The following is a 22,590-nucleotide window of genomic DNA, read 5'->3' on the forward strand; positions in this document are numbered from 1 at the left end:
CATAAATGGCAAGACTGTGACCGTTTGACGAACGGCACCTCTTCGCAGTCCTCATCGTTTCCTGCCGCTGACCTGCCCCTTCGGGTTCAGAAGCACGTACTGAGCACATCTGTGAGGGCCTAGTACTCCAGCCGTAGAACGTGATCTTCATGTCTGATTCGCGGCTTGTCGGCGGGAATGGCTGGCCTGGGCTCGGGCCTGGTGGCGGCGTCGCCAGGCGGACCAGCGGAGCCGGTGGGCCACGTCGTGCACAGGCCGGACGACAAGCGTCGTGAACAGGCACTGGATTTCATTGCAGGTGAGCGGGATCAGCCCGTGGGGGGCGGGATGGCGGGCGTGTTCGTCGGCGCACGACGGCGAGGAAGGCGTGAGCGAGCATGGCCAGGGTGACCCAGCGGGACCACGAGGTGAAGCGGCGGAGCTGGTGCTCGTCCAGTCCGGCCAGGCCCTTTCCGGCCTGAAAGGTTTCTTCCACCCGTCACCTTGATCCGGCGACGCGGACCAGGGCGGCCAGGGGCACCGGGGTGGGCGAGAAACAGCGGTAGTAGGCCAGTTCACCGGTGGTGCGATTACGGCGGATCAGCAGCCGGTGAGTGCCGGGCCGTTCTTCGGCCAGGTCAATGACGGCCCAGTCGTAGAAGCGGTGCCCCTTGGTGCCGGCCCCTGCCGACAGCTTCTGCCAGGCCCGCCTGGGCACCTTCGCGGCCAAGGCGTCCGCGCGGAACTTGCCCGCACCGGTGGTGACTTCGGCCGAGCAGGCGATAGCGAGCACGTAGCCGACCTTGCGCTCTTCCAGCGCGGACCGCAGCTTCGGGTTGCCGCCGTAGACCTCGTCGCCCGCGACCCAGCCCACGCGGTGCTCAGCGTCCAGGAACCGGCCGATCACGCGGGCGGCCAGCTCCGGCTTGGTCGCGAAGACGGTGTCGTCGCCGAGCCCGGCTGCCTGGCAGCGGTCCGGGTCGCAGGTCCACGAGCGCGGAACGTACAGTTCACGGTCCACCGCTGCGTGCCCGCGGCGGCCCGCGTAGACGAGATAAACGGCGACCTGCGCGTTTTCGATTGTGCCGGCGGTGCCGGTGTACTGGCGCTGGACACCGACGGTGTGCGTGCCCTTCTTCACATCCCCGGTCTCGTCGACCACCAGCACCGCGTCCTCGTCGTGCAGATGCTCCAGTACGTACTCACGCACGTCATCACGCACGGCGTCGGCGTCCCACCTGGCCCGGCCGAGCAGGTGCTGCATGCCGTCCGGACTCGCCTCCCCGGCCCACTCGGCGATCGACCAGCAGTTCTTGCGCGACAGGTCCGACATCAGCCTGAGCATCAACTTCTCTGCTCGACGCCTGGGTTCGACCCGGCTGAATCGTCCTGCGATCCGGTCCATCAGGCTCTCGAACATAGCCTGCCACCGGGCAGGCACTACGCTGTGACCTGCGGCCACTGCAAGATCGTTAGTCTTCACACGCCGATGATCAGCGGTGGCCGCGTCTGAGCGAACCTGGAGCAGCCAATGACCTCGTCCAGCCCCGGTCACCCACGACCAGCTCGAAATCTTCGAGGACGTAGGAGATGAGACAGGCGTCCATGAGATGGACCGTCGCGGCGGTGGCGTGCACGACCCTGCTCGGGTCGGTCACCGGGTGCGCCGCCCAGGAGAAACGTCTGCCACCTGTCTCGTCCTCGGCCGTGATCGGCCACTGGAGGGGTGACTGCGGCGCCACTCTCGATGTGGCGAGGAACGGTCACCTTACGTTCGCCGAATTCCCGTCAGGAGAGGGACCACACGACGAGCGGCGGCTCAGCGGGAGCGGCCAGTGGTACCTGTACCGCGGAGGGAAGGGCGCCCCGCCCCCTTCCCTCGACCTGAAATACGACAGGACCCTCTTCTCGCTCCTCTATAACCGATCGTCCGACGGTGCCCTCACCGGGATGCGGTTCGAGGAAGAAGATCGCACCTGCTCGTTCACGCGGAAGGGATAGCCGGTCAGCCGAGTACGCGCAACGAGCGCGACGGGCACAGGTCCACGCCCGCAGTACCCCCTTGCGGAGATCCCCGGCCGGTTCCTCGACCAGGACGACGACCAGACCCTCGTCGTCCTGGGCGAACACCTCCGGGCTGAGCATCGTGCACTGGCCGGAGCCCACGCACCGGTCGCGTTCGGCGGTGACATGTGAGGACGTCCAGGACGTCGACCGGCATCTGTGGCCGGGCACGGCGGCCGAAGGCGTCCAGGCAGTGGCGGACGACTGGTCCCGATTCCGCAACCACGTCGAATCCCTCGGCGATGACCACCTTCTTCGGCCCATGGGTCCCATCGCCGGTCCGTACGCTCACGCGAGCTACCTGCAGCTGGCTCTCCACGCCTTGGACGAAGCTGCCCACCAAGGTGCCGAACTCGGCCTTCTTCGCGATCTCTACCTCCACAGCTTCACCATGGAGCACCGGGCGATCCACCCGATGACCCGAACCTCGCCAGGCTCCTGACAGGCAGCCTGATTACGATCTACGGCTGGAGTACTAGGGTGGGAGGAATGCAAATCATCCTGGTGAGCGGACCCTCGGGGTCGGGGAAGACGACCGTCGCGCGCATCCTGGCCGAGAGCATGCTGTCTCCCAGCGTGCATCTGCATACGGACGACTTCTACGCGGCGATCAAGCAGGGTGCGCTGGCGCCGTACCTGCCGGAGGCGCATGCGCAGAACGAGATCGTCACCGGGGTGATCGCCCTGGCCGCCGCCGGATACGCCGCAGGTGGCTATCACACCGTGGTGGACGGGGTGGTCGGGCCGTGGTTCCTGGAGGCGTACGAGAAGGCGGCGAAGGCCGCGGGTGTCGGGCTGGCCTACGTGGTGCTGCGGCCCGACCGGGAGACCGCGCTCGACCGCGGGACGTCCCGCTCTCGGCATCCGCTCGCCGACCGGGAGATCCTCGGCCAGATCTACGACGGCTTCGCCGACCTCGGCCCGTACGAGACGAACGTCCTCGACTCCACCGCACTTACCGCGGAGGAGACCGCGAAGGCAGTGCTCAGACTTCTATGAAACTGCTCAAACTTCGCTACGACTCTTGGTCGCCCAAGACATCCGAACCCGTCGTCCGGCCCGGTCATGGCGGTTGCTGGGCCTTCGGCGCCGCGGAGGGCACGGGTGTACTTCCCGCCTTGGCGCGCGGCCTCGCGGGCGCGCTGCGCGGCGGTGGACTGCTTCGTCGGCTGTGGTGACCAGTGGAGCAGCCGTTAACGGCTGCCACCTGGGTCACCACAGCCGGTTCAGGAACCGCGAGAGCAGCTGAGCGGACCACATCAGCTGGTGCCGATGCCGGGGCGGTGTGGCTTCTTCCATATGGATCGGAGGTTGAGGAACATCGGACAAGTAGCCGGCAACGTCCGTCAGCTCCCAGGTCCGCACCGCACCCCCCCCGGTAGGAGGGACCGCCTGCAGCTCGATGTGGTCCTGGACCAACTCGGTCCAGGACCACACGTGTGTTCAGGGGATGCGCCAGGTTGCATGCCCGGCTTCCCAGCAAGTCCCTCCGGCTCGCGAACCCGAGGGTGCGGTGCCCTGATTCTGGGGGATGGGCCCGTGGGTTCGGGGCCAACCCGCGGGGCCGGTCTCGGCAGCCTGCTCCAGCAGAACTCGTGCGGAGTCCGCGTAGCGCATGGCCGCCTTCTCGTGAAGCCCGAACACCTCGGCAAAGTGGAGGGGATCGGGGCCCTGGACCATGGCCTCTTCAAGTTGTCGATCGACGCGGAGCCTTTCCAAAGTCGCAGCCAGCCCGGCGAGCGGGCCTGGCCCGGCGTACGAGGCGACAGCCTTGCATGCCGCGACGGCGGTCAGGAAGGACAGGCCGAGCGCCGGCCACAGGCAGGTGCGCACCGCCAGCCGCCGTCGTGTGCTGCCCGGGACGCTGTCGGCGACCTCGCGGGCCAGCACCCAGGGGACGGTGGCGCCGGCGAGGGTGTCGACGCTGAGCAGCACCGAGGGGACGGCGGCGTAGACGGTGAAGTCGGGTGCGGGCAGGCGGTTGACGAGGAACAGGGAAAGCCCGTAGTTGCCCATGCCGACCAGCACGGCGGACAGGGCGAGGTGCAGGGCCCCGTGGACCGTCCCCTTCTGCCGGGGTGCGGCGGGAGCGGCACTCGCCGCCATGGTCACCGCGCCTTTGTCATGCGCTCGTGACCAGCCCGAGTATTTCGAAGCCCGCGCACAGCAGCCCCATGACCCGGCAACTTTACGATGCACACCACTGAATGGCGGTACTGCGGTCCGACTTACCTCAGGAACGTGCCCGTGGCGCACAACACGGTCACGGAGAAGTTCGGCCCCGGGTGACTGCAGGCTCGTCCGTGCGAGGTCACCGCTGATCGTCATCAGGGGCCGAGAGGCGTCGATTCCGCTGGCTGTGGGCGTGGCCGGTGGGGCAGGTGTGCTCATGTGTCCTTGGGGACGTCGTGACGTGTTGCCTGCCCGAACTCGTCCTCCAATCGACCCAGGAGTCGGCCGAGGAGTGCGTTGAGTTCCTCGAGGTCGTGCCGGGTGAGGGCTTCGGTGAACAGCCGGTGTTCCCGGGCCGTGCGCTGCTGGGTGGCGGCGCGCCAGCGGTCCTGGCCATGCAGGGTGAGCCGGACGGGCTTGCTGCGGCCGTCGGCCGAAGCCACGGACTCGATCAAGCCTGCCTGGGCGAGGCGGGCCAGGCGCACGCTCATCGTGCCGGACGTGATGCCCAGCTGCTGGGAGAGCGTGGTGGGGGAAGCCTGGTAGGGCGGGCCCGAGCGTTGCAGCGCCGAGAGCGCCGCCCAGTCGCCGGCGGTGAGCTCGTGGTCCGCCGCGACCTGGGCGAGCAGACGCTCGAACAGCCGGGACATGCGCCCGATGCGTTGGCGGGCGGCTTCGGTCTGCGGGTCGACATCGGGCATGTCGGCGACCCAGCGCGACAGTTCGGCCTGCACCGAGTCCTGTGGCATGGGTGGCTGCTCGGATCTGTGCACCTTTGACACTCCCTTGAGTCTCAAGATAATTTACCTTGAGACTCAAGGTAACCACATCAGGAGGGCTCGTGACACACACGTCCACCCACGAGGACACGCACGGCCTGCCCTGGGATGGGCTCCTCGCCCTTGCCGTCGCCGGATTCGTCACTGTCCTCACCGAAACTGTCCCCGCCGGCCTCCTGCCGCAGATCAGCGACGGCCTCAAGGTCTCCCAGGCCACCACCGGACAGCTCGTGACCGTCTACGCCGCCGGCTCGATGCTCGCCGCGATCCCGCTGACCACCCTCACCCGCCGCTGGCCACGCCGCCCCGTACTCCTCGCCACCGTCCTGTCCGTGGTCGCGGCCAACGCCGTCACCGCGGCCTCGCCCTGGTACGCCCTGACCTTCACCGGCCGCCTGATCGCCGGACTCGGGGCCGGCCTGCAGTGGGCGATGATCGCCGGATACGCGATGCGTATGGTCCCCGAGGCCAGCAAGGGCCGGGCACTGGCCATCTCCATGGCCGGCGTCCCCCTCGCCCTGGCCGCCGGCGTCCCCGTCGGCACCGCCTTGGGCACCGGCATCGGATGGCGCTCCACCTTCGCCGTCATGGCCGCCCTCGGCCTCATCGTCACCCTCTGGGCCCGAGCCGCCCTCCCGCCCATCGCCGCGGAAGCCGCCCACGAACGCGTCCCGGTCAGGCGAGTCCTCGCGCTCCCCGGCATTCCCGCGCTGATGCTGATCGCCTTCGCCTTCGAAGTCGCCCACATGAACATGTACACCTACATCGCCTCCTTCCTGTCCTCCTCCGGCCTGCAGGACCGCGTCGACGTCGTCCTGCTCGTCTTCGGTATCGCCGCCATCACCGGTCTGTGGCTCACCGGCGCCCTCATCGACCGCCACCTGCGCGCCGTCGTCCTGACCACCTTCGCAGCCTTCATCAGCGCCATGGTCCTGCTCGCCACCCTCGGCTCCAGCCCCATGGCCACCGTCGCGGCCATCGCGGTGTGGGGCATGGCCCTGGGGGCGGCCCCGACGATGCTGCAAGCCGCATCCGCCCGCGCTGCCGGCTCCGCCATGGAGATCGCCCAGTCCCTGCTGGTGACGATGCTCAACGCCGGTATGGCCGCAGGTCCTCTGCTCGGTGGAGCCCTCTACGCAACCCACTCCACCGGTCCCCTGCCCTGGGCCAGCCTCGGCCTCTTCGCCGCAGTCCTGGGCCTCGCAGCCCTCACCGGCCGCACCGCCTTCCCTGCCACCACCATCGGCGACGCGCCCGAACCCGGCTCTGCCCCGCAGAACCAGCCCGACGACGTCCCGGCCGCAGCCTCCCGCACCTCCGGTTGACACCGAACGCCGACCCGACCACTCACCAGTAAGGAACCCTGATGCCGTCACAGCAGACCGGACACGCGGCCACCAAGGTGTGGTTCATCACCGGCACCAGCACCGGCCTGGGCCGCGCCCTGGCCCAGGAAGTTATCGCCGACGGCGACCGCGTTGTCGCCACCGCCCGCGACCCCCGCACCCTCGACGACCTCACAGCGCTTGCACCCGACCGTGTCCGCACGCTCCCGCTCGACGTCACCGACCCCACCGCCGTACGCCTCGCCGTCGACACCGCCGTCAAGGACTTCGGCCGCATCGACGTCCTTGTCAACAACGCCGGCTACGCCCTGCGCGGCGCCCTCGAGGAACTCTCGGAAAACGAACTGCGCCGCCAGTTCGACACCAACGTCTTCGGAGCGCTCGACGTCACACGGGCAACCCTGCCCGTCCTGCGCGCCCAGCGCTCGGGCTGCATCGTGCAGATGTCCTCGGTCGGAGGCGTCCTGGCCACCCTGGGCGGAACGGCCTACGCGGGCACCAAGTTCGCCCTCGAAGGCCTCTCCGAAGGACTGGCCGCCGAAGTCGCCCACCTCGGCATCCACGTCCTCATCGTCGAACCCGGCCCCTTCCGCACCGACTTCACCAGCCGCTCCGTACGCTACGCCGCCCCCCTCGACGACTACCGCCCCGCCCTGGACCCGGCCAAGCAACAGTTCATGGCCATGCACGGCACCCAGCCCGGCGACCCCACCCGCGCAGCCCGAGCCATCATCACCGCCACGCACATGGACAAGCCGCCGCTGCGCCTGCCATTGGGCGCCAACGCCGTCGACCGGATCCGTGAACGGCTCCAGCAGCGACTGCAGGAAGTCGACGCCGTCGAGCCTCTCGGCCGGCCGACCGACTTCGCCTGACAGTGAGGATGTAGACGGCACCGCTCGGGGGTCTGACCCCTCGCCTGACTGACGCTTCGGCTGTCCTTGGCTGGAACCGTCGTCCTTCCGGGCGGTGCCAGCACGTACCGCGCCGGTCGGGAGCCTGTGACCTCATAGCGCCTCTGTGTGTCAAGCGGCCCGAGCGAGGTGGTTCCGTTGATCTCGTTTCATGATCCGGTAGACCACGTTGGACAGCCGTCGTTTCAGGGCCCGGCGGGCCTCCGCTGGCGTCTTCCCTTCCGCGATTTTGCGCAGGTAGTACTCCTGCCCGCGTCCGCCGTCGCGGACCTGGCAGACGGCGATGATGTGCAGCACGGAGTTCAGCGCGCGGTTGCCGCCGGTGTTGAGCCGGTGGCGGACGTTGTTGCCGCTGGAGGCGTCCAGGGGTGCGCTGCCGGTGTAGCTGGCGAAGTGGTGTTCGGTGGGGAAGCGGCTGACGTCGCCGACGTGGCCGATGACCTTGGCGGCCAGCACGGTGCCCAGGCCCGGCAGAGTGGTCAGCCCGGTGCGGGTCACTGCGAGGGCGTCGCGCATCTCGGCCTCGCTGTCCTTGACCTGCCGGTCCAGGCGCCGCAGGTCAGCCAGCAGGTCGCGGGCTATGTCCCGGCGGCAGGCGTCCGTGGCTGTCACGGGCCGGATGCCCTTCATCGCGACGGCTGCCTTGTCGGCGGACAGGCCGGTGGGAACGCCGCAGGGCAGGAGGTCGCGCAGGACGGCGTGGAGCCGGTTGAGGACGCGGGTGCGTTCGTGGACCAGGTCGTCGTGCCGTTCGGTCAGCAGCCGCAGGATCGTGGTCTGGTCCTCGGGCTCCACGGCCCGCAGGTCGTGGCGGAACAGGGCGACCTGGGCGACGTGGCGGGCGTCGTTCGCGTCGGTCTTGCGGTTGCCGCCGGTGGCCAGCAGCCGGGCCCTGGCCGACAGGTGGAGGGCACGTCCACCACGTTCTCGCCCGCGGCGGCCAGCTGCTGGGCGAGGGTGCGGCCCAGGCCGCGGGCGCCCTCGATGGCGAAACGGCGCTCTGGCCACTGCTCGCACCAGCGCATCAGCTGGCGGAGGGTACCGGCATTGACGATGAACCGGCGCTGGGCCACTTCGTGGCCTGCGGAGTCGACAGCGATGGCGGTGTGGGGGCTCCTGCGGGACTGCCCCGCCCGCGATGACCTGCAGTCTCGCCTCGGTCACCGGCACACCTTCCTCGCACCTGAACGGTCAAGGCAGCACCTGGAAAACCGGAGTACTACCGCGAGAACCAACGAGGTCCGCAAGACGGGATACGGCCAGGTGGCAGCGGCAACCCTTGTGAGGGAACAAGTGCCAGCCCCAGATGGATGGACCAAGACCTTCACCGCCCCCGCCTCTGCGCAGCCATCGTCGATCGCCTCACCTTCGGCGGCACCATCATCGAGACCGGCACCGACTCCTACCGCCTCGCCACCACCCGTGCCCGCGCCGAACAACAGGCATCCGCTGGCTGATCGCGACCACACTCCTGTGATGGTGTGATTGCCCCCACCGACTCATCGGATGGCATACCCGTCCCACAGCAGGCCGCCAGCCAGGTCCAGTACCTCTGCCACGACCGCGGCGAAGACCTCCGCATCCCCGGCGATCGCCTGCGCGGCAGCTTCGGACAACGCGCGGTGCACCCCGGGGTCGGCCGCAGCCAGCCGCCTCGACAACCATTTGCCTCCGCCGAGCCAGTGCCCGCCGACCAGGAGGACCAGCTCCGAGGAGCGCTGCAGCATGTGCGAGACCAAGTACAGCCGCTCTACAGGGTCCATGCAGCCGCGCAGGTCATCGAGCAAGTCGGTCAGGACATACCGCTGGTAGTCACGCTCACGGTCCGAGAGCGGCGGCGGGCCCGCGGCCCAGCGCTTTCGCGCCTCGTCCTGGAGCGAAGCGCCCAGCCCGTCCGTGTCTACCAGGAGCATGCCGTCAGCACACATAGCGAGCAGCGGCGATCTCCGCTTCGCGGTCTCCTGGTCGGCGAAGCTGTGCCAGACGGCCTCCGTTTGCACGAACAGCTCCACCGGCCAGCCGCGATACACCAAGTTCTCCCGGCTGGGGGCGGGCGGCCCATCCAAGAGGACCACGATGTCCAGATCGGATGTGGGCGTCCGGCGGTCGGTCAGCACACTGCCGGCGAGGAAGGCCGCCCGGGCGGCGGGAAATCGGTCTTGCACCAGTTCGCGGGCGGTGAGCACGGGGTCATCCATGAGCGCAGCGTACTGGCCGACGGTCGGTCCCGTACGAGGGCGGGTGCACCGCACCACAGCGGGTGCTCTTACTTCTCATCGACTTTCATGCGCTCTACGGACACGGAGTGATGCCGAAACCCACCGACAAGTGCTCTCGCTTCTAGGTTCTGGCACAGATCTTGGGGAGCCGTCGCGGAGCGTTACCTCGATGTTCGATTGCGAGGGGACTGGCTCCCTCAGGTGCTTGCCGACCGCTGCTGTGGACGGGTGATGGTGGTGGTCATGCAGACCGATGCACCGTTCTGGGACTCGCTGGTGTTCGACGGAATCGACGATGGCTGAAGGACCTTCCGCTCGCTGAGCAGGGCTTTGTGATCCGGCTGACGGTCCGGCGCTTCATCTGTGGGTCGGCGGACTGCCCGCGCCGAACGTTCGCCGAGCCGTTCTCCCGGCTGGTCGCCCCGCACGCACGGTTCACCACACGGCTCAACCACGCCCTGGAGCGAGTGGGGCTCGCCCTGGCCGGGCGGGCCGGTGCCCGGCTGGCTGCCCAGCTGGGCTTCGGCGCGGGAAGGATGACTTTGTTATGCAGGGTCGTGGCATTGCCCGATCCACGGTTCAGTACTCCGCGTGTGCTGGGCGTGGACGACTTCGCGATCCGCCGCGGCCAGACCTACTCCACCGTGTTGACCAGCGTCGAAGACCATCGCGTGGTCGATGTGCTCCCGACGCGTGAAGCCGGGCCGCTGGCCGCCTGGCTGATCCGCCACCCCGGCGTGGAGATCATCTGCCGGGACCGGGCGGGCGCCTATGCCGAGGGTTGTGCTCGCCGAGAATGTCATCCGCCCTGGTCGGAGACCTGCATCGGGACTGGCGGTCGTCGGCCTCGTCGCTCGAGTAGGCGCTCTCGCGTAGTCGGTGGTTCACGCGTCATGATGATCGATCGTGCTGCTGCGACTGGCCTACCTGGGCGTGACGAATGCGTTCGCGCTGCTGCGTCTGCTGCCGATGAGCGACCGGGACAAGGATGCGGAGATCCTGGCTCTCCGCCATCAGATCACGGTGCTCGAACGCCAACTCGATGGTGCCCGAGTACGGTTCACTCCGAGCGATCGGGCGTTCCTGGCGGCGCTGCTGCACCGGCTGCCGTTGGCCGCCCTGGGGCGTGTGCGGCTGCTCGTGCGTCCTGACACGGTGCTGCGCCGACATCGCGATCTCGTCAGGCGTCGTCATGCCGCCTTGTCGCGGCCCAAGCGGCCCGGTCGGCCTCGTGCCGTGTGCTTCATCCGGATTCTGGTGCTGCGTCTGGTGAGGGAGAATCCGACCTGGGCTACCGGCGTCTGCACGGCGAGCTGCTCGTGCTGGAAGTGAAGGTGGCCGCCTCGACCGTCTGGAAGATCCTGAAGGATGCCGGCGTCGAACCAGCGCCCGACCGGAGCTCCAGCACCTGGGCCGGCTTCCTGCGCTCCCAAGCCGACGCCCTCCTGGCCCGTGACTTCTTTGAGACGGTCACCCCGTCCGGCGTGCGGATGTACGTACTCGCGGTGATCGAACACGGCAGCCGCCGCATCCGTGTCCTGGGCGCCACCGCACACCCGACCACCTCCTGGGTGGCGCAAGCGGCGAAGAATCTGGTCATGGACCTCGATGATGTCGGATGCCGGGCACGGTTCATGATCAGGGACAGGGACGGGAAGTTCCCCGGATTGTTTGATGACGTCCTCAAAGACGCGGGGATCGAGGTCATCCTCAGCGGCATCCAGATGCCACGAATGAACTCGATCATGGAACGGTGGGGGCAGACCTGCAGGCACGAGCTCCTGGACCGGACCTTGATCTGGAACCAGCGGCACCTGCTCCATGCGCTCCGGGAGTTTGAGCAGTTCTACAACACTCATCGGCCCCACCAGGGCATCGCGAACGCCCGACCGCTGCACCCGTTACCCGCACCGATCACCGATCCGGACCAAATCGCTGGCCTCGACATACGAAGGCGCGAGCGCCTCGGCGGCATCCTCCATGAATACCGACATGCCGCATGACCTGCATGGATGAAGTTCTCGGCAAGGACAGCCCCAAGAGTCCCTACCGAACCCGGAACGGTTCACTGAACCGCCGCCCTGGGTTCTCCCACCCATGAACGGCTGCGCATCCTAGCCTCCTGGGCCGCTGACCAGCACGCGCCGCCCTTTCCGCCGTCAGCTGACAGGCGAGGGCCACCTCCGTGGCACGGTGCGGTGGATCGGGCCCGTGCCCTGGGACAGGGGCAGGCCCGAGCCCCCGCTGATGTGGGCGATGATCTCCGCGGTGATGGATACCGCCGTCTCCTCGGGTGTGCGCGCACCGAGGTCCAGGCCGATCGGGGAGCACAGCCGGGCCAGCTGTTCTTCGCACACGCCTTCTTCCCGCAGCAGGCGCAGGCGTTCGTCGTGGGTACGCCTGGATCCCATGGCGCCGATGTAGCCGACGGGCAGGTCCAGCGCCAGACGCAACAGGGGAACGTCGAACTTTGCGTCGTGAGTGAGGACGCACACGGCGGTACGAGGGTCCACCTCGGTGTGTTCCAGGTAACAGTGGGGCCAGCCGGCCACGACCTCGTCCGCGTACGGAAAGCGCGCCGCGGTGGCGAAGACGGGCCGGGCGTCGCACACCGTGACCCGGTAGCCCACGAAGGCCCCGGCCTGGCTGAGAGCGGCGGCGAAGTCCACGGCGCCGAAGACCAGCATGCGCGGGCGGGACGCGTGGACGTGCACGAGGACGGACAGTGGCCCTGGGCAGCCCTGTCCGCTCCCTCCGAGCGCGACGCGGGCGGTGCGCCCCGCCCGCAGCAGGGCAAGGGCCTCGTCCACCACCACAGTGTCCACCGAGCCGTTGTCCAGCGTCCCGGAGATGACCTGGCCGTCCCCGAGAACGCTGAGTGTCGCGCCGAGGAGGCCGGTTGGCCCGTCCACAACCTGGGCCACGGCGACGGGCAGGTCCTGCACAACCTCATCGAGGGCCGCGGCGATGTGCGGCTGCGCCGCAGGGTCGACAACCTGGACGAGGACATCGAGTTCGCCGCCGCACGTCAGGCCCACCGCGAAGGCGTCGTCGTCGGAATACCCGAACCAGGCACGGTGAGGGGTGCCCCCCTCGCGAAGCACTTGCCGGCACATGTCGTAGACCGCGCCCTCGACGCAGCCGCCGGAAATGCTGCCGACCGTGTTGCCGTCCGTGTCCACCGCTACGGCTGTGCCGATGGGCAAGGGTGTGCTGCCGCGGACGTCGACGACGGTGGCCAGGGCGAAGGGTCGTGCGTCGCGGCACCAGCGGAGCAGTGTCTGCGCGATGTTCAGCATGGGGCCTGTCTCCGTGGAGGTGAGGGCGGGCCGCCGCCGCGCCGGGGGAGTGTCGCCCGGCGGCGGCCGGGGGAGGGCCGACAGCCGGAAGGGGAGACGGGCTGCCGGAGGGGCGGGTGTGCACTGCTGTCGGCGAGCTGATCGCCTCAAGTGCGTCAGAGCAATGCCTCTGCTGTGATGGGCAGTGCGCGCAGCCGGCGGCCGGTGGTGTTGAAGACCGCGTTGGCAATGGCGGGCGCCACACAGATCAACACCAGTTCGCCGAGACCCTTCACCCCGAGTGTGTCGGCCTCGCGGTCCTCGCCTTCCAGATAGATCGCCTTCACCTCGGGCACATCCGCGTTGACAGGGACGAGCTAGTTGGCGAGGTCGGCATGGACGATCCGGCCGTCGCGGTGACGGCGGACGGCTGCCCCTGAAAGAGCACCCGGTTGTCCTGGAAGACCCGCAGGCGCCGGCCGGGCGGGTTGTTCGATCCGCTGTTGTCGCGGTACGGCAGCTTCGGCGCGTTCTCGTGGCTGATCATTCCCAGTACGCCGGGCTGGGCTTCGGCTGCGCGGGCGTCGAGGGACGTGATGCGGCTGTGGCCGATGCAGCTGTCGACGATGACGGCGTGCACGGGCCCGTCGAGCTCGTGCTCGGCGGCGTACAGCGCCTTGCCCGTGATTTTCAGCCGCCCGTCCACCCGGGACAACGGCGCACCCACGGCTGCCTCCGGCTGGGGGCTCACCTCGTACCTCCTACGCTCAGTTCCGTGTCCAGGGCGCCGCAGATGCGGGACCTTCTCGCGGTGCCCGTTGCGCATCGTCGTGCTGGTCTCGCGGTGCTCGCCCGGTGCGGCACCGATGTGGGCGGTGGCCTCGGCCTCAATGACTTCCTGGAGGATCCGCTGAGCCAGAACACGGGTCAACTCGATTCCGTCCGCCGTACATCAGCCGGACTAAGTCGTGCTGGGACAAGGTCATCGAGACACCTCTCGTTGGACGAGCCTCTCCACTCGGAGAGTGGGGCGGCGGCCGACCCTTGACCAGGGGCTACGCGGAGATCGCTGTTACACCACTGGTGGGACACCATCAGCCGGCGCCTCTCAGCGAGTGCGTCAGTCGGTAAGCGCGCACAAGCGGTCGGACGGTCGAGTTGAACCAGCAGGGTATGTCGACAACAAGCGTCATCAGATTCGTAACGCATTGAACGCGGGGTGACCGCGCGACCACATCACCGACAGGGTGGTGCTGCGTCAAGATGCTCTGCCGCAGAGCTTGGTCGGAGCCGACCGGTGAGTCCGTTCGACGTAGGCGTCAGGTGCCGGGCTGGCTCCAGCTACGACAATGCCCTGGCCGAGAGCCTGTGGAAGAGCCTGAAGCGAGAGGCCATGTACAAGAAGGCGTTCTCCACGATGTGTCAGGCCCGACTGGATATCTTCCGGTGGCTCACGTACTACACCGCGCGACGGCGTCACAGCGCGCTGGCCTATCTGTCGCCGATGCAGTTCGAACAGCAGCATCACACGACCGCTAAGCTCTCGCTCGCGGCATAAACCCCTGTGTCTACATTCCGGGGGGTCACCTCAGGCGGGCCGGCCGCCGGTCTACCGGGACAAGGTCCGCCGCTTCCAGATCACCCCGCACATCACCCGGCGCGGCACCGGGCACGGCTCCGGCCTGGGCGTGTACCGCTGGGTCGTGGAAGGAGCGATCGTGCTGCTGCACTGGTCCGCCGTCTGCGCATCTGCTGGGAGATCCGCGACGACATCCACCACGCGTTCGTCGCCCTCGGGGACCGTTGATACGCGAGGGTGACTTGCTCGATCTTTGACGTTCTGGTGGTGAGGCTGCGGGCACGGGACTGACGAACCAGATGCTCAGGAATCAGGAGTTGTGGGCGGCGGATACGGTGTGGGCGGCGGCCCGACTGACTGGGAACCCGTTGCCGCGTCAGCAAGCCGTTAGCCTGTCGGTATGTCAGAGCGTGTCATGCCCGGTTGCACGGACGGCCTGATCACCCTGGGTGCAGCGGACGCTCTGTGGGTCGATTTGACGGCCGACAGTGCTGTGCCAGCGGCTTTTGGGGCATTTACCTGCTCTCCTGCCCATGCCCGGGTGGGGTACGTCCTGCTCGGCGGCCATGTGGTGGCGACGGTGAGGGCGAGCGGCGGGCAGTGGAGGGTTCCGGAGGTTAAGGTGCGCCGGGCGGCCGCGGAACTGAACGCGGTGGGGATGGATCGGCAGGATCTGGTCCGCATCGGTCCGTTTCGTGGGACGCCGAGGCAGGAGTGCGATGAGGAAACGCCGCTGCGTTGGCGCCGGCGCATCACGGGGGAACTGCGGAAGCTGGGCGGCCCCGAGCGGGCAGCACGACGTGAAGTCGGCCGGCCGTACCATCTGGCGGGGATCGACTGGCGACAGATACTCGTGGAGCGGACCCGCGACGGGACGCAGCGCACGTGGTGGCTGCCGCGTGCCGTGGTCAGGCTGCTGGACGCGGCTGAGCACGCCGAAGCGCAGTGGGTGCAAGCCGCGCGGACCCGCGAGGCAAGCGCAGCTGTCACCGAGCTGCCCTCCCACCCCCGGGAGGCCCGAGACGCCGACGATCGGCAGACGACCAGCCCCGAGGATCCCACCGCCTCACTGCGTCTGTACAACGGAGAGCTGGAAGGCCAGCTGTACTCGGTCCTCAGCAGGAAGCCCGGTACCTCCCGCAGGGTGGCGGGGTGGGCGTGCGCCGTCTGCCGCACCGCGCCCGCCGCAGTCCTCGACCACTGCCACGAACACGGCTACGTCCGCGCCCCCGTCTGCCAGTCCTGCAACACACAGGAACGTCCCGACCACCTGTACAGCAACGACATCCGCGTGGCGAACCGCTACACACGCCTCTTCCACACCGACACGGACGACTGGCTTCGCCACTGGCACCGCTGCCCCGGCTGCCGCGCACGCACCACCCTGCCCCTGCCGCACCTCGCCGCATGGACCGCCCACATAGCTTGCCGATCGCTGCGCCCGACCCACCGCGCCCCCGGCGGGCGCGAGCCCTGCGGTGTCCTGCGCGTGTCCTGGACGGGCAGTCAGAACGCGCCCCGTTCCTGCCTGCTCACTGTCGCAGTCGATTTCTGTCCCTCCGGCGAGCACCGTGTCCTGGCTCGAGTCCCCTACCGCGAAGCCGCCGAGCGGTTTGGTGTCTGGTTGGCCGAGACGGCTCCTGCCGTGGCCGCCGCGGCCGGTCCTGACCGTTTGGACGGACTCCCTGCCCAGTTCCGGCCAGTCATCGCGGACACCAGCGGCGAGGGCCTGGCACTGTTCTGAGCGGGCACTGGGAGACCTGACGCCCCAACGTCACCTCGCAGCAGCCGGCTGCAGCAGAGTGAGTAAGGGCAGGTGATGAGCCCCAAGGAGCTGGCTTGTTCGATACGTCAGGACGCACTCGTAGCAGTCGGGGCCGCGCAGCCGCACAGCCGGAATCTCAACACGTCGACCACAGCCCGGCGCGGACGGGTCGAAGCCGTGTGCTCGATCAGCCGGCGAATCGTCAGCAGGCTTCGTAACGACCACCACGCTTGGATCATGTCGAGGTCGATGTCGGTTCCATAGATAGCCGGCGACGATGTCGCTGAGGTGCTCGTCGTGTCCGAGCGTGAAGGTGGCGAGGTCGAACAGGGCATCATCGTGGCCCGCGTCGGACCAGTCGATGATGCCAGTGATCTCGTCGCCGTCGACGAACAGGTGAGTGATCTGCAGGTCGCCGTGTGCGTCAACGCCGGAGTCCACGGTTGGAGCGCGGTCTTGGCGGTCTGGCGGTTGCGGGTGGCCAGGTCGGCGGGCAGGGTGCCGTTCGTCACGAGCCGCTCGCACTCGCCGTCGAGATCCGGCGTATGGCTTGTTGGAGCCGTCGGCCCGGGAATGGTCCGGATCTTGGCCGCAGCGAGGCGGGCCTGGTCATCTGTCGACGCCGCATCCCTCGGCTCGTGGACTGCTCCAAGCGGATGTGTCGGCCCGTCGAGTGCTATGTCGAGGTGGGCAGGTGCGGGGAGCGGAGTACGAGCAGGGTGATCTCGCTGGGGGCGAAGACGCGGAACGGCGGGCCCCAGAAGCCGGTGCCGCGGCTGGTGTAGAGGAGGGTGCGGGGGCCGTGGTGGCTGAGGCCGGCGAGGGCGGGCTGATCGATGCGGACGAGATGATGGAAGGGCCAGATCTGGCCGCCGTGGGTGTGGCCGGAGAGTTGGAGGTCGATGCCAGCGGCTGCCGCCCGGTCGACGAACTTGGGCTGGTGTGCCAAGAGCAGGACGGGCAGGTCGGGGTCGGCGCCGTTCAAGGCTCCGGCAAGATGGGCGCGGTGGCCTGCCAGGCCGGAGGACTCGGCGGTGACGTCATCCACACCGGCGACCACGAGGGTGTCGCCTCCGCGTTCGAGCAGCAGATGGCGGTTGCGCAGCGGCTCCCAGCCCAGCTCGTCCATCAGGTCGACCCAGCCCTGGGCCTCGCTGTAGTACTCGTGGTTGCCGGTGACATATACACGGGCCCGGGTGGCCCGCACGGTACCGAGTGGGACGGCCTGGGCGCGGCGGCGTTCGGCCGTGCCGTCCGCGATGTCGCCGGTGTGGCAGACCAGGTCGGCTTCCAGAGTGTTCACCGTCTCGCATACCCGCGCCGACCAGCGAGCGCGATCGAGCGGGCCGTAGTGGGTGTCGGTGATGAGGACGACGCGGATGCCGTCCAACCCGGCACCCAGCCTCGGGAGTTGCACGTCGAGTCGTCGCACGCGTGGCACGCGGCGGGCCTCGGCGTACCCCCAGCCGAGCAGTACGCCGGTTACGCCGAGGACGGCCCAGGTGACGATTCGGGCCCGGTCCTGACTCTCGCCGACGCCGGCCACGGTCAGGGCGAGCCGCAACAGGACGCCGATCAGAACGGACCAGGTGAACAGCACCCAACTGGTGCCCAGCAGGGTGTCGCCGATGATCGCCGCCCGATCCTGCTGGCGCCGGCCGTGGCCGCGCACCATCGCGAGCGGCATACCGATGAGACCGAGGGCGAACAGGGCGGTGCCGACCAGCGTGACGGGCAGCGGCCAGTGCTGGCCGGTGTGCAGGAGCACCCAGCAGGGCACGGCCCACAGCAGCACGGGGGCGATCAGGGGGACGTAGCCCATCAGGCGGCGCAGTCGGCTCTGCCGCGGCGCTTGCGCTTCACCCTCGGCGGGCCGGGTGTTGCTGGTATCAGTCACGCTTCCCCTCCCTGACCAGACTGCCGTCTCGCGCACTGTATCCGGTCGCCTCGGGCCGGCCGGACCGGCGTTCATGGGCGCGGCCCGTTAGGGCGGAGGGTTCTCTGCGAGATGGCAAGAGGCCGCCGCAGACACCTCCTTTGGCATGAGCCGCGATCAGGGTGCTACTGCCCCGGCTTGGTACTGCCGCCGGTGGAGGGCGCGGTTGGCGGGACGATGGCCTAAGGATTCCTGACAAAAGTGGTGGGCTTGACCTGGTCAGAGGTCGGTGTCGTGCACGAGGCCGCTGGGTAGCGGGACGCGGTCAGCCGCGTCATCGCAGACGATAGACCTGGCGACGTCGGGGATCACCCCTGGGATACTGGTCGCCCATGGATGAGGTCAAAGTCGTCGTCGCCCATTCCGAGCGCGCGACTCTGCGCGTCGGCGACGTGTTCCTGAAGGTGGACGCCGATCAGGCGCGCATCGACGTCGAGGTCGAGGCGATGTCCCTCGCGCCGGTCCCGACCCCGGAGGTCCTGTGGCGCAAGCCGCCCGTGCTCGCGACCGCCGCACTCCCGGGGACGACGCTTGGGCGCCTCGGCGGGCCGTCGACCGGGTCGCCGGCGGCGTGGGCCGCGGCGGGCGCCGCCATCCGGAAGCTGCACGACGCGCCGCCGCCGTCCCGGCCGGGCCAGGCCGGCCGGAGCATCGTCGCGCTGGCGGCGGAACTCGACGACGAGTGCGAGTGGCTCGTGACGAACGGCGTCCTGCCCGCCGACCTGGTCACCCGCAACCGCCAGGTCGCCGAGGCCGCGCTCCGACCTTGGACTCCGGCGTTCACGCACGGCGACCTGCAGATCGATCACGTGTTCGTCGACGGCGACGAGGTCACCGGCATCATCGACTGGTCCGAGGCGGGCCGGGGTGATGCCCTGTTCGACCTCGCCACCTTCACGCTCGGACACGAGGAGCACCTCGACGACGTCATCGCCGGCTATGGCACCGACATCGACCTCGACGTGATCCACGCGTGGTGGTCGTTGCGAAGCCTGCTGATAGTTCGCTGGCTGATCGAGCACGGCTTCGACCCGTTCGCGCCGGGCTGTGAGGTCGACGTACTGAGATCCCGGATGTGAGGCTGCGCAGGCCCGACTGCCAGGTATGCGTTCTGACGCATCGAGCGTCGCGGATCTCCCAGCGGGTGCGCAGGCGGCGGAACCAGTGCAGCAGCGCGATCGCCCCTTCCGCGACCCATCGGTACACCTCCAGGCCGGAGCCGTGCCCGGTGCCCGCGCCGGGCGAGGTGCGGGATGATCTGGAACCGGCGGACCTTGTCCCGGTAGACCTCGTGGTCATAGCCGCGGTCGGCATACAGGTGCTTGGGGCGACGCAGCGGCTGGCCGCGCTTGCCGCGGATCGGCGGGACGGCCTGGATCAGCGGGATCAGTTGGGTGACGTCGTTGCGGTTGCCGCCGGTGGTGGTCGCGGCGAGCGGGATGCCGTGCGCCTCGACGATCAGGTGGTGCTTGCTGCCGGCCTTGCCCCGGTCCACCGGGCAGGTCTGCGGCCCGCAGCTCGGAGAGCAGCAGCTCGTGCAGGTGCTGCCAGACCCCGGCCTCGTTCCAGTCTCGCAGCCGTCGTCAGCAGGTCATTTCGTATGAGTACCGATATCCAGTCTCACCAGCAGCGATGAGTTTCTGAGCGGCTCAGGGTGCAGTGGTCGGGCGTTCGCGACGCCCTGGCGGGGCCGATGAGTGTTGTAGAACTGCTCGAACTCCCGGAGTGCATGGAGGAGGTGGTGCTGGTTTCAGATCAAGGTCCGGTCCAGGAGCTCGTGTCTGCAGGTTTGCACCCACCGTTCCATGATCGAGTTCATTCTCGGCATCTGGACGCCGGTGAGGACGACCTCGATCCCCGCGTCTTTGAGGACGTCATCGAACAGTCCGGGGAACTTTCCATCCCGGTCTCTGATCATGAACCGTACCCGGCAGCCTGCATCCTCGAGGTCCATGACCAGGTTCTTCGCCTCCTGGGTTACCCAGGAGGTGGTCGGGTGTGCGGTGGCGCCGAGGATCCGGATGCGGCTGCTGCTGCCGCGGCCTGGGTGGGGTTCCAGCAGGTGCGCTCCGGCGCGAACGGACGGGGCAGTAGCACATACCGGCACGGGTTGGCCGCGATCACACGCGTGCGCACCGCGTGGCTGAGCGCGCTGGAGAAGGTGGCGCCGATCCGGTAGACGCCGGTTGGCCCGCGTCCGCGGGCGAGTTATGACTGCTGCTACACCCGGGCGGATGCGCTCTTCGAGCTCACCGACGCGGTGCTGTGCTCGGACGGTCCGGTGACGTCGCTGGTCGAGTTGACGCTCACAGCCGAGCACCGGCGTGGGCACGGGGCGATGTACGACGCGGTCAATCACGGCTGGCTGGAACCGCGCCGCCTGCGCAGGCTGCTTGCCTCCACTCCGCTGCCTCGTGCCGCCGACGGGCGGATCGTGCTCGCGGTGGATGTGAGCAACTGGCTGCGTCCCGACGCCCCCACCAGCCCTGGCCTGCTGTTCTGCCACGTGTACGGGCGGGGCCGCAGCGCGGATCAGTTCATCCCCGGCTGGCCCTACTCCTTACCTGGTAGACCAGCGGGATCATCATCCACGGCATCGTCCCAGGCAGCCTCGAGCGCCACCAGACCGCCTACTGCCTGCAGCAACGCATTTCTGAACGCCACACCCTCAAATTCGTTGCCCACCGCCTTGCAGACCGCCCACGCGTTTCCGTCCGTCACCATCGTTGGTACCACCAACCCCAAACGGGTCAAACGAACATCAAAGCCTTAAGTTACCGGTACTGGGGCTAGACAAGGTTCATCGTCCCAGCTCAGGAAGGCACTTTCGCGTTGTTGGTCAACATGCAGACCAGCCCAATTGGAACGGCAGGGTTAACTGGTCAGCCCGGCGAGGCTCTTGAGGCTTTTCTCCATTTCCGCGCAAAGGCCGGGTTCAATCATCTTCCCCAGGGTGCCGTCGATCGGGCCGCCGAAGAGTTCCAGGACGAGTTCCACCGAGCTGCCGGACACGGCAGGTGTCACCGCGTAGGAAAAGCGAGCGCCTACTTCGGTGGGGCCTTTGCCCGTGAGCTCCAACAGGGTGTCGGCCTTGTTGGTTTCGACGGTCCAGTGGACGGTGGAAGGCGGTCCCATGAGCTTGAGCTGCTGGGTGAAGACGTCGCCGACCTTCAGGTCCGCAGGGGCCCCGTCAGGCCAGGAGAAATGTACGCTGAGCCATTCGTCGTACCGGGTGCGGTCGGACAGGAGTGTCCACACTTCCTTGGGAGACGCGAGTAGCTCGATCGTGCTGAGCCCCTTAGCCATGACGGGTCCTTTCTGCGGATAGTGTTGTCAGGCGGTCCACGATTTTTCCGGCCAGGAAGTCCTGCTGATCTTTGAGATAGAAGTGGCTGCCGTGGGCCATGCTCAGCTCGAAGCCGCCCGATGTGTGTTTCGCCCAGCCGCGTGCGTCGTCGACCGAGACCCTGGGATCGGCCTCGCCGAGAACGGCGTGGATAGGGCATTGCAGCCGGGGGCCGGGATGAAACGCGTACGTTTCTATGGCTTTGTAGTCGCCCCGGATCGCCGGCAGGGCCATCTGTAGGATTTCTGGGTCGGACAGCAGCACGGAGTCGGTGCCGTCCAGAAGGGCGATTTCCTTGACGATGCCGCTGTCGGGGAGTTGGTGGATGTTCTCCTGGCGGGTAATGGACGGCGCACGACGACCGGACGCGAACAGCGCGAGTGGGGTGATGCCGTGCTTTTGCTCAAGCCGGCGAGTCACCTCGAAGGCCACCCAGGAGCCCATGCTGTGACCGAAGAGAATCAGTGGACGGTCAGCGAACAGAAGGATTTCCCGGCACACCGCGTCAGCCAGAGTCGGCAGATCGTCGATGCATGGTTCCCTTCGCCGTTCCTGCCTGCCTGGATACTGCACCGCCATGACGTCCAGAGCGAGCGGTTGCCCAGCCTGCCGTAAGGCTTGCGCGAGCGGAAAGAAGTAGCTGGCCGAGCCGCCGGCGTGCGGGAAGGCGATCAGCCGGGCGTCTGGGTCGGACGCGGACTGGAGTCGGTGGATCCACCGGCTCTCCCGGACGTTTCCCATTTAGAACAGCTCACCCTTTTCGTAGGTGAGCTCCGAGTGGAAAACGGCGATGTGGTTGCCCGAAGGATCTCGCAGATGCGCGAAGATGGCAGCGCCGTCATCGCTCGGCATGGCCGGAACGATCACGGTTCCACCCGCCTCGGTGACGCGTTCGCACGTCTTGGCCACGTCGTCGACTTTGATGACGCAGATCGCGTAGTTGGCGGGCAGCGGGTTGTTCTTCTCCACCTTGCTGTCCCACAGGCCGCCCAGCGCCAGGCCGCCTTCTCCCTGGGTCTGGATGATGCTGTACGGATTTCCGTGCCCTGCGGTGAATGTCCAGCCGAAGACATCGCTGTAGAAGCGTTCAAGGGCCTCCGGGTCTTCGGAACCGATCTCGAAGAAAGCGACTTCATTGCCCATCGCAGCAGTACGGCCTTTCCCTCTGGAGAGCTGAACCGAACATCGGCACTGGGTTCCTGACGGTAGGTGG

Annotated in this window: 22 protein-coding genes and 8 pseudogenes; 13 read left to right on the plus strand and 17 right to left on the minus strand. The window is 68.1% G+C overall.

Annotated elements, in window-relative coordinates; genetic code table 11:
• Nucleotides 1–147: 147 nt before the first annotated feature.
• From PV419_RS33675 to PV419_RS53470, 3 genes and pseudogenes are all read right to left on the minus strand, one after another.
• Nucleotides 148–1,384, minus strand: a pseudogene (locus tag PV419_RS33675) (IS701 family transposase).
• Nucleotides 1,385–1,472: 88 nt separating this feature from the next.
• Nucleotides 1,473–1,637 (minus strand): hypothetical protein, encoded by a 165-nt coding sequence (locus tag PV419_RS33680; RefSeq protein WP_319695405.1) that lies wholly within the window; start codon nucleotides 1,635–1,637, stop codon nucleotides 1,473–1,475.
• Nucleotides 1,638–1,767: 130 nt separating this feature from the next.
• A complete protein-coding gene (locus tag PV419_RS53470) occupies nucleotides 1,768–2,124 on the minus strand; it encodes a ferredoxin (protein WP_415925429.1) in 357 nt (118 codons plus the stop codon).
• A 40-nt stretch (nucleotides 2,125–2,164) separates the two neighbouring features.
• On the opposite strand from PV419_RS53470, the gene PV419_RS33690 reads away from it, so the two are divergent.
• The gene (locus tag PV419_RS33690) at nucleotides 2,165–2,485 is read left to right on the plus strand and encodes a hypothetical protein (RefSeq protein ID WP_319695407.1); all 321 of its coding nucleotides are present in this window, start codon (nucleotides 2,165–2,167) and stop codon (nucleotides 2,483–2,485) included.
• A gap of 47 nt (nucleotides 2,486–2,532) precedes the next feature.
• Nucleotides 2,533–3,042: an AAA family ATPase gene (locus PV419_RS33695; RefSeq protein ID WP_319695409.1), complete on the plus strand. Its 510-nt coding sequence runs from the start codon at nucleotides 2,533–2,535 to the stop codon at nucleotides 3,040–3,042.
• A gap of 444 nt (nucleotides 3,043–3,486) precedes the next feature.
• On the opposite strand, the gene PV419_RS33700 is transcribed toward PV419_RS33695, so the two are convergent.
• Nucleotides 3,487–4,149, minus strand: a complete 663-nt coding sequence (locus PV419_RS33700) for a hypothetical protein (protein WP_319695411.1) — start codon at nucleotides 4,147–4,149, stop codon at nucleotides 3,487–3,489.
• A gap of 281 nt (nucleotides 4,150–4,430) precedes the next feature.
• Nucleotides 4,431–4,988, minus strand: coding sequence for a MarR family winged helix-turn-helix transcriptional regulator (locus PV419_RS33705; RefSeq protein ID WP_319695413.1), 558 nt, complete (start codon nucleotides 4,986–4,988; stop codon nucleotides 4,431–4,433).
• Between the two features lie 68 nt (nucleotides 4,989–5,056).
• Between PV419_RS33705 and PV419_RS33710 the strand changes: the two genes are divergently transcribed.
• Nucleotides 5,057–6,319, plus strand: a complete 1,263-nt coding sequence (locus PV419_RS33710; RefSeq protein WP_319695415.1) for an MFS transporter — start codon at nucleotides 5,057–5,059, stop codon at nucleotides 6,317–6,319.
• 41 nt (nucleotides 6,320–6,360) lie between these two features.
• On the plus strand, nucleotides 6,361–7,215 hold the full coding sequence (locus PV419_RS33715; RefSeq protein WP_319695417.1) for an oxidoreductase: 855 nt from the start codon (nucleotides 6,361–6,363) through the stop codon (nucleotides 7,213–7,215).
• 150 nt (nucleotides 7,216–7,365) lie between these two features.
• Here PV419_RS33715 and PV419_RS33720 read toward each other — a convergent pair whose 3' ends face one another.
• Nucleotides 7,366–8,262, minus strand: a complete 897-nt coding sequence (locus tag PV419_RS33720; protein WP_319695419.1) for an IS110 family transposase — start codon at nucleotides 8,260–8,262, stop codon at nucleotides 7,366–7,368.
• Between the two features lie 300 nt (nucleotides 8,263–8,562).
• Here PV419_RS33720 and PV419_RS33725 point away from each other — a divergent pair.
• Nucleotides 8,563–8,711, plus strand: a pseudogene (locus tag PV419_RS33725) (AAA family ATPase); the annotation flags it as partial.
• Nucleotides 8,712–8,753: 42 nt separating this feature from the next.
• Here PV419_RS33725 and PV419_RS33730 read toward each other — a convergent pair.
• Nucleotides 8,754–9,452, minus strand: a complete 699-nt coding sequence (locus PV419_RS33730; protein WP_319695421.1) for a nucleotidyltransferase domain-containing protein — start codon at nucleotides 9,450–9,452, stop codon at nucleotides 8,754–8,756.
• A gap of 557 nt (nucleotides 9,453–10,009) precedes the next feature.
• Here PV419_RS33730 and PV419_RS33735 point away from each other — a divergent pair.
• The gene (locus PV419_RS33735; protein WP_319695453.1) at nucleotides 10,010–10,624 is read left to right on the plus strand and encodes a transposase; all 615 of its coding nucleotides are present in this window, start codon (nucleotides 10,010–10,012) and stop codon (nucleotides 10,622–10,624) included.
• Nucleotides 10,602–11,476, plus strand: a pseudogene (locus PV419_RS33740) (integrase core domain-containing protein). The gene PV419_RS33735 and the pseudogene PV419_RS33740 overlap by 23 nt, the downstream one beginning before the upstream one ends.
• Before the next feature lie 156 nt (nucleotides 11,477–11,632).
• On the opposite strand, the gene PV419_RS33745 reads toward PV419_RS33740, so the two are convergent.
• The 4 genes and pseudogenes from PV419_RS33745 to PV419_RS53475 form a co-directional block, all read right to left on the minus strand.
• A complete protein-coding gene (locus PV419_RS33745; protein WP_319695423.1) occupies nucleotides 11,633–12,772 on the minus strand; it encodes an XdhC/CoxI family protein in 1,140 nt (379 codons plus the stop codon).
• A gap of 155 nt (nucleotides 12,773–12,927) precedes the next feature.
• A complete protein-coding gene (locus PV419_RS33750) occupies nucleotides 12,928–13,098 on the minus strand; it encodes a hypothetical protein (RefSeq protein ID WP_319695425.1) in 171 nt (56 codons plus the stop codon).
• Nucleotides 13,095–13,577 carry a hypothetical protein gene (locus PV419_RS33755; RefSeq protein ID WP_415925434.1) on the minus strand — a complete coding sequence of 161 codons (483 nt, stop codon included), beginning with the start codon at nucleotides 13,575–13,577 and terminating at the stop codon, nucleotides 13,095–13,097. The genes PV419_RS33750 and PV419_RS33755 overlap by 4 nt, the downstream gene beginning before the upstream one ends.
• Nucleotides 13,551–13,737 (minus strand): annotated as a pseudogene (locus PV419_RS53475) (transposase); the annotation flags it as partial. The gene PV419_RS33755 and the pseudogene PV419_RS53475, both read right to left, overlap by 27 nt.
• 311 nt (nucleotides 13,738–14,048) lie before the next feature.
• Here PV419_RS53475 and PV419_RS33765 point away from each other — a divergent pair.
• From PV419_RS33765 to PV419_RS33775, 3 genes and pseudogenes are all read left to right on the plus strand, one after another.
• Nucleotides 14,049–14,309: an integrase core domain-containing protein gene (locus tag PV419_RS33765; RefSeq protein WP_319695427.1), complete on the plus strand. Its 261-nt coding sequence runs from the start codon at nucleotides 14,049–14,051 to the stop codon at nucleotides 14,307–14,309.
• Nucleotides 14,310–14,409: 100 nt separating this feature from the next.
• Nucleotides 14,410–14,558 (plus strand): annotated as a pseudogene (locus PV419_RS33770) (IS5/IS1182 family transposase); the annotation flags it as partial.
• A 172-nt stretch (nucleotides 14,559–14,730) separates the two neighbouring features.
• Nucleotides 14,731–16,074: an endonuclease domain-containing protein gene (locus PV419_RS33775; RefSeq protein ID WP_319695428.1), complete on the plus strand. Its 1,344-nt coding sequence runs from the start codon at nucleotides 14,731–14,733 to the stop codon at nucleotides 16,072–16,074.
• A gap of 107 nt (nucleotides 16,075–16,181) precedes the next feature.
• Here PV419_RS33775 and PV419_RS53480 read toward each other — a convergent pair.
• Together PV419_RS53480 and PV419_RS33785 are read right to left on the minus strand one after the other, a co-directional pair.
• A pseudogene (locus PV419_RS53480) lies at nucleotides 16,182–16,811 on the minus strand (phosphotransferase); the annotation flags it as partial.
• Nucleotides 16,772–17,992 carry a metallophosphoesterase gene (locus tag PV419_RS33785; RefSeq protein WP_319695430.1) on the minus strand — a complete coding sequence of 407 codons (1,221 nt, stop codon included), beginning with the start codon at nucleotides 17,990–17,992 and terminating at the stop codon, nucleotides 16,772–16,774. The gene PV419_RS33785 and the pseudogene PV419_RS53480, both read right to left, overlap by 40 nt.
• Before the next feature lie 371 nt (nucleotides 17,993–18,363).
• Between PV419_RS33785 and PV419_RS33790 the strand changes: the two genes are divergently transcribed.
• Nucleotides 18,364–19,110, plus strand: coding sequence for a phosphotransferase family protein (locus PV419_RS33790; RefSeq protein ID WP_319695432.1), 747 nt, complete (start codon nucleotides 18,364–18,366; stop codon nucleotides 19,108–19,110).
• A 49-nt stretch (nucleotides 19,111–19,159) separates the two neighbouring features.
• Here the strand turns inward: PV419_RS33790 and PV419_RS33795 are convergent.
• Nucleotides 19,160–19,614 (minus strand): annotated as a pseudogene (locus tag PV419_RS33795) (transposase); the annotation flags it as partial.
• A gap of 110 nt (nucleotides 19,615–19,724) precedes the next feature.
• Between PV419_RS33795 and PV419_RS33800 the strand changes: the two are divergent.
• Together PV419_RS33800 and PV419_RS33805 are read left to right on the plus strand one after the other, a co-directional pair.
• On the plus strand, nucleotides 19,725–20,210 hold the full coding sequence (locus tag PV419_RS33800; RefSeq protein WP_319695434.1) for a hypothetical protein: 486 nt from the start codon (nucleotides 19,725–19,727) through the stop codon (nucleotides 20,208–20,210).
• Nucleotides 20,211–20,240: 30 nt separating this feature from the next.
• Nucleotides 20,241–20,591 (plus strand): annotated as a pseudogene (locus PV419_RS33805) (transposase); the annotation flags it as partial.
• A 314-nt stretch (nucleotides 20,592–20,905) separates the two neighbouring features.
• Here the strand turns inward: PV419_RS33805 and PV419_RS33810 are convergent.
• Genes PV419_RS33810 through PV419_RS33820 form a run of 3 tightly spaced genes read right to left on the minus strand, consistent with a single transcriptional unit; the run spans nucleotide 20,906 to nucleotide 22,520 of the window.
• Nucleotides 20,906–21,337 (minus strand): SRPBCC family protein, encoded by a 432-nt coding sequence (locus PV419_RS33810; RefSeq protein ID WP_319695436.1) that lies wholly within the window; start codon nucleotides 21,335–21,337, stop codon nucleotides 20,906–20,908.
• Complete coding sequence (locus PV419_RS33815; protein WP_319695437.1) at nucleotides 21,330–22,118, minus strand: thioesterase II family protein; 789 nt, start codon at nucleotides 22,116–22,118, stop codon at nucleotides 21,330–21,332. The genes PV419_RS33810 and PV419_RS33815 overlap by 8 nt, the downstream gene beginning before the upstream one ends.
• The gene (locus PV419_RS33820; protein ID WP_319695438.1) at nucleotides 22,119–22,520 is read right to left on the minus strand and encodes a VOC family protein; all 402 of its coding nucleotides are present in this window, start codon (nucleotides 22,518–22,520) and stop codon (nucleotides 22,119–22,121) included.
• Nucleotides 22,521–22,590 lie beyond the last annotated feature (70 nt).

This window comes from Streptomyces sp. ME19-01-6, assembly GCF_033793745.1.
Classification (GTDB): Bacteria; Actinomycetota; Actinomycetes; order Streptomycetales; family Streptomycetaceae; genus Streptomyces.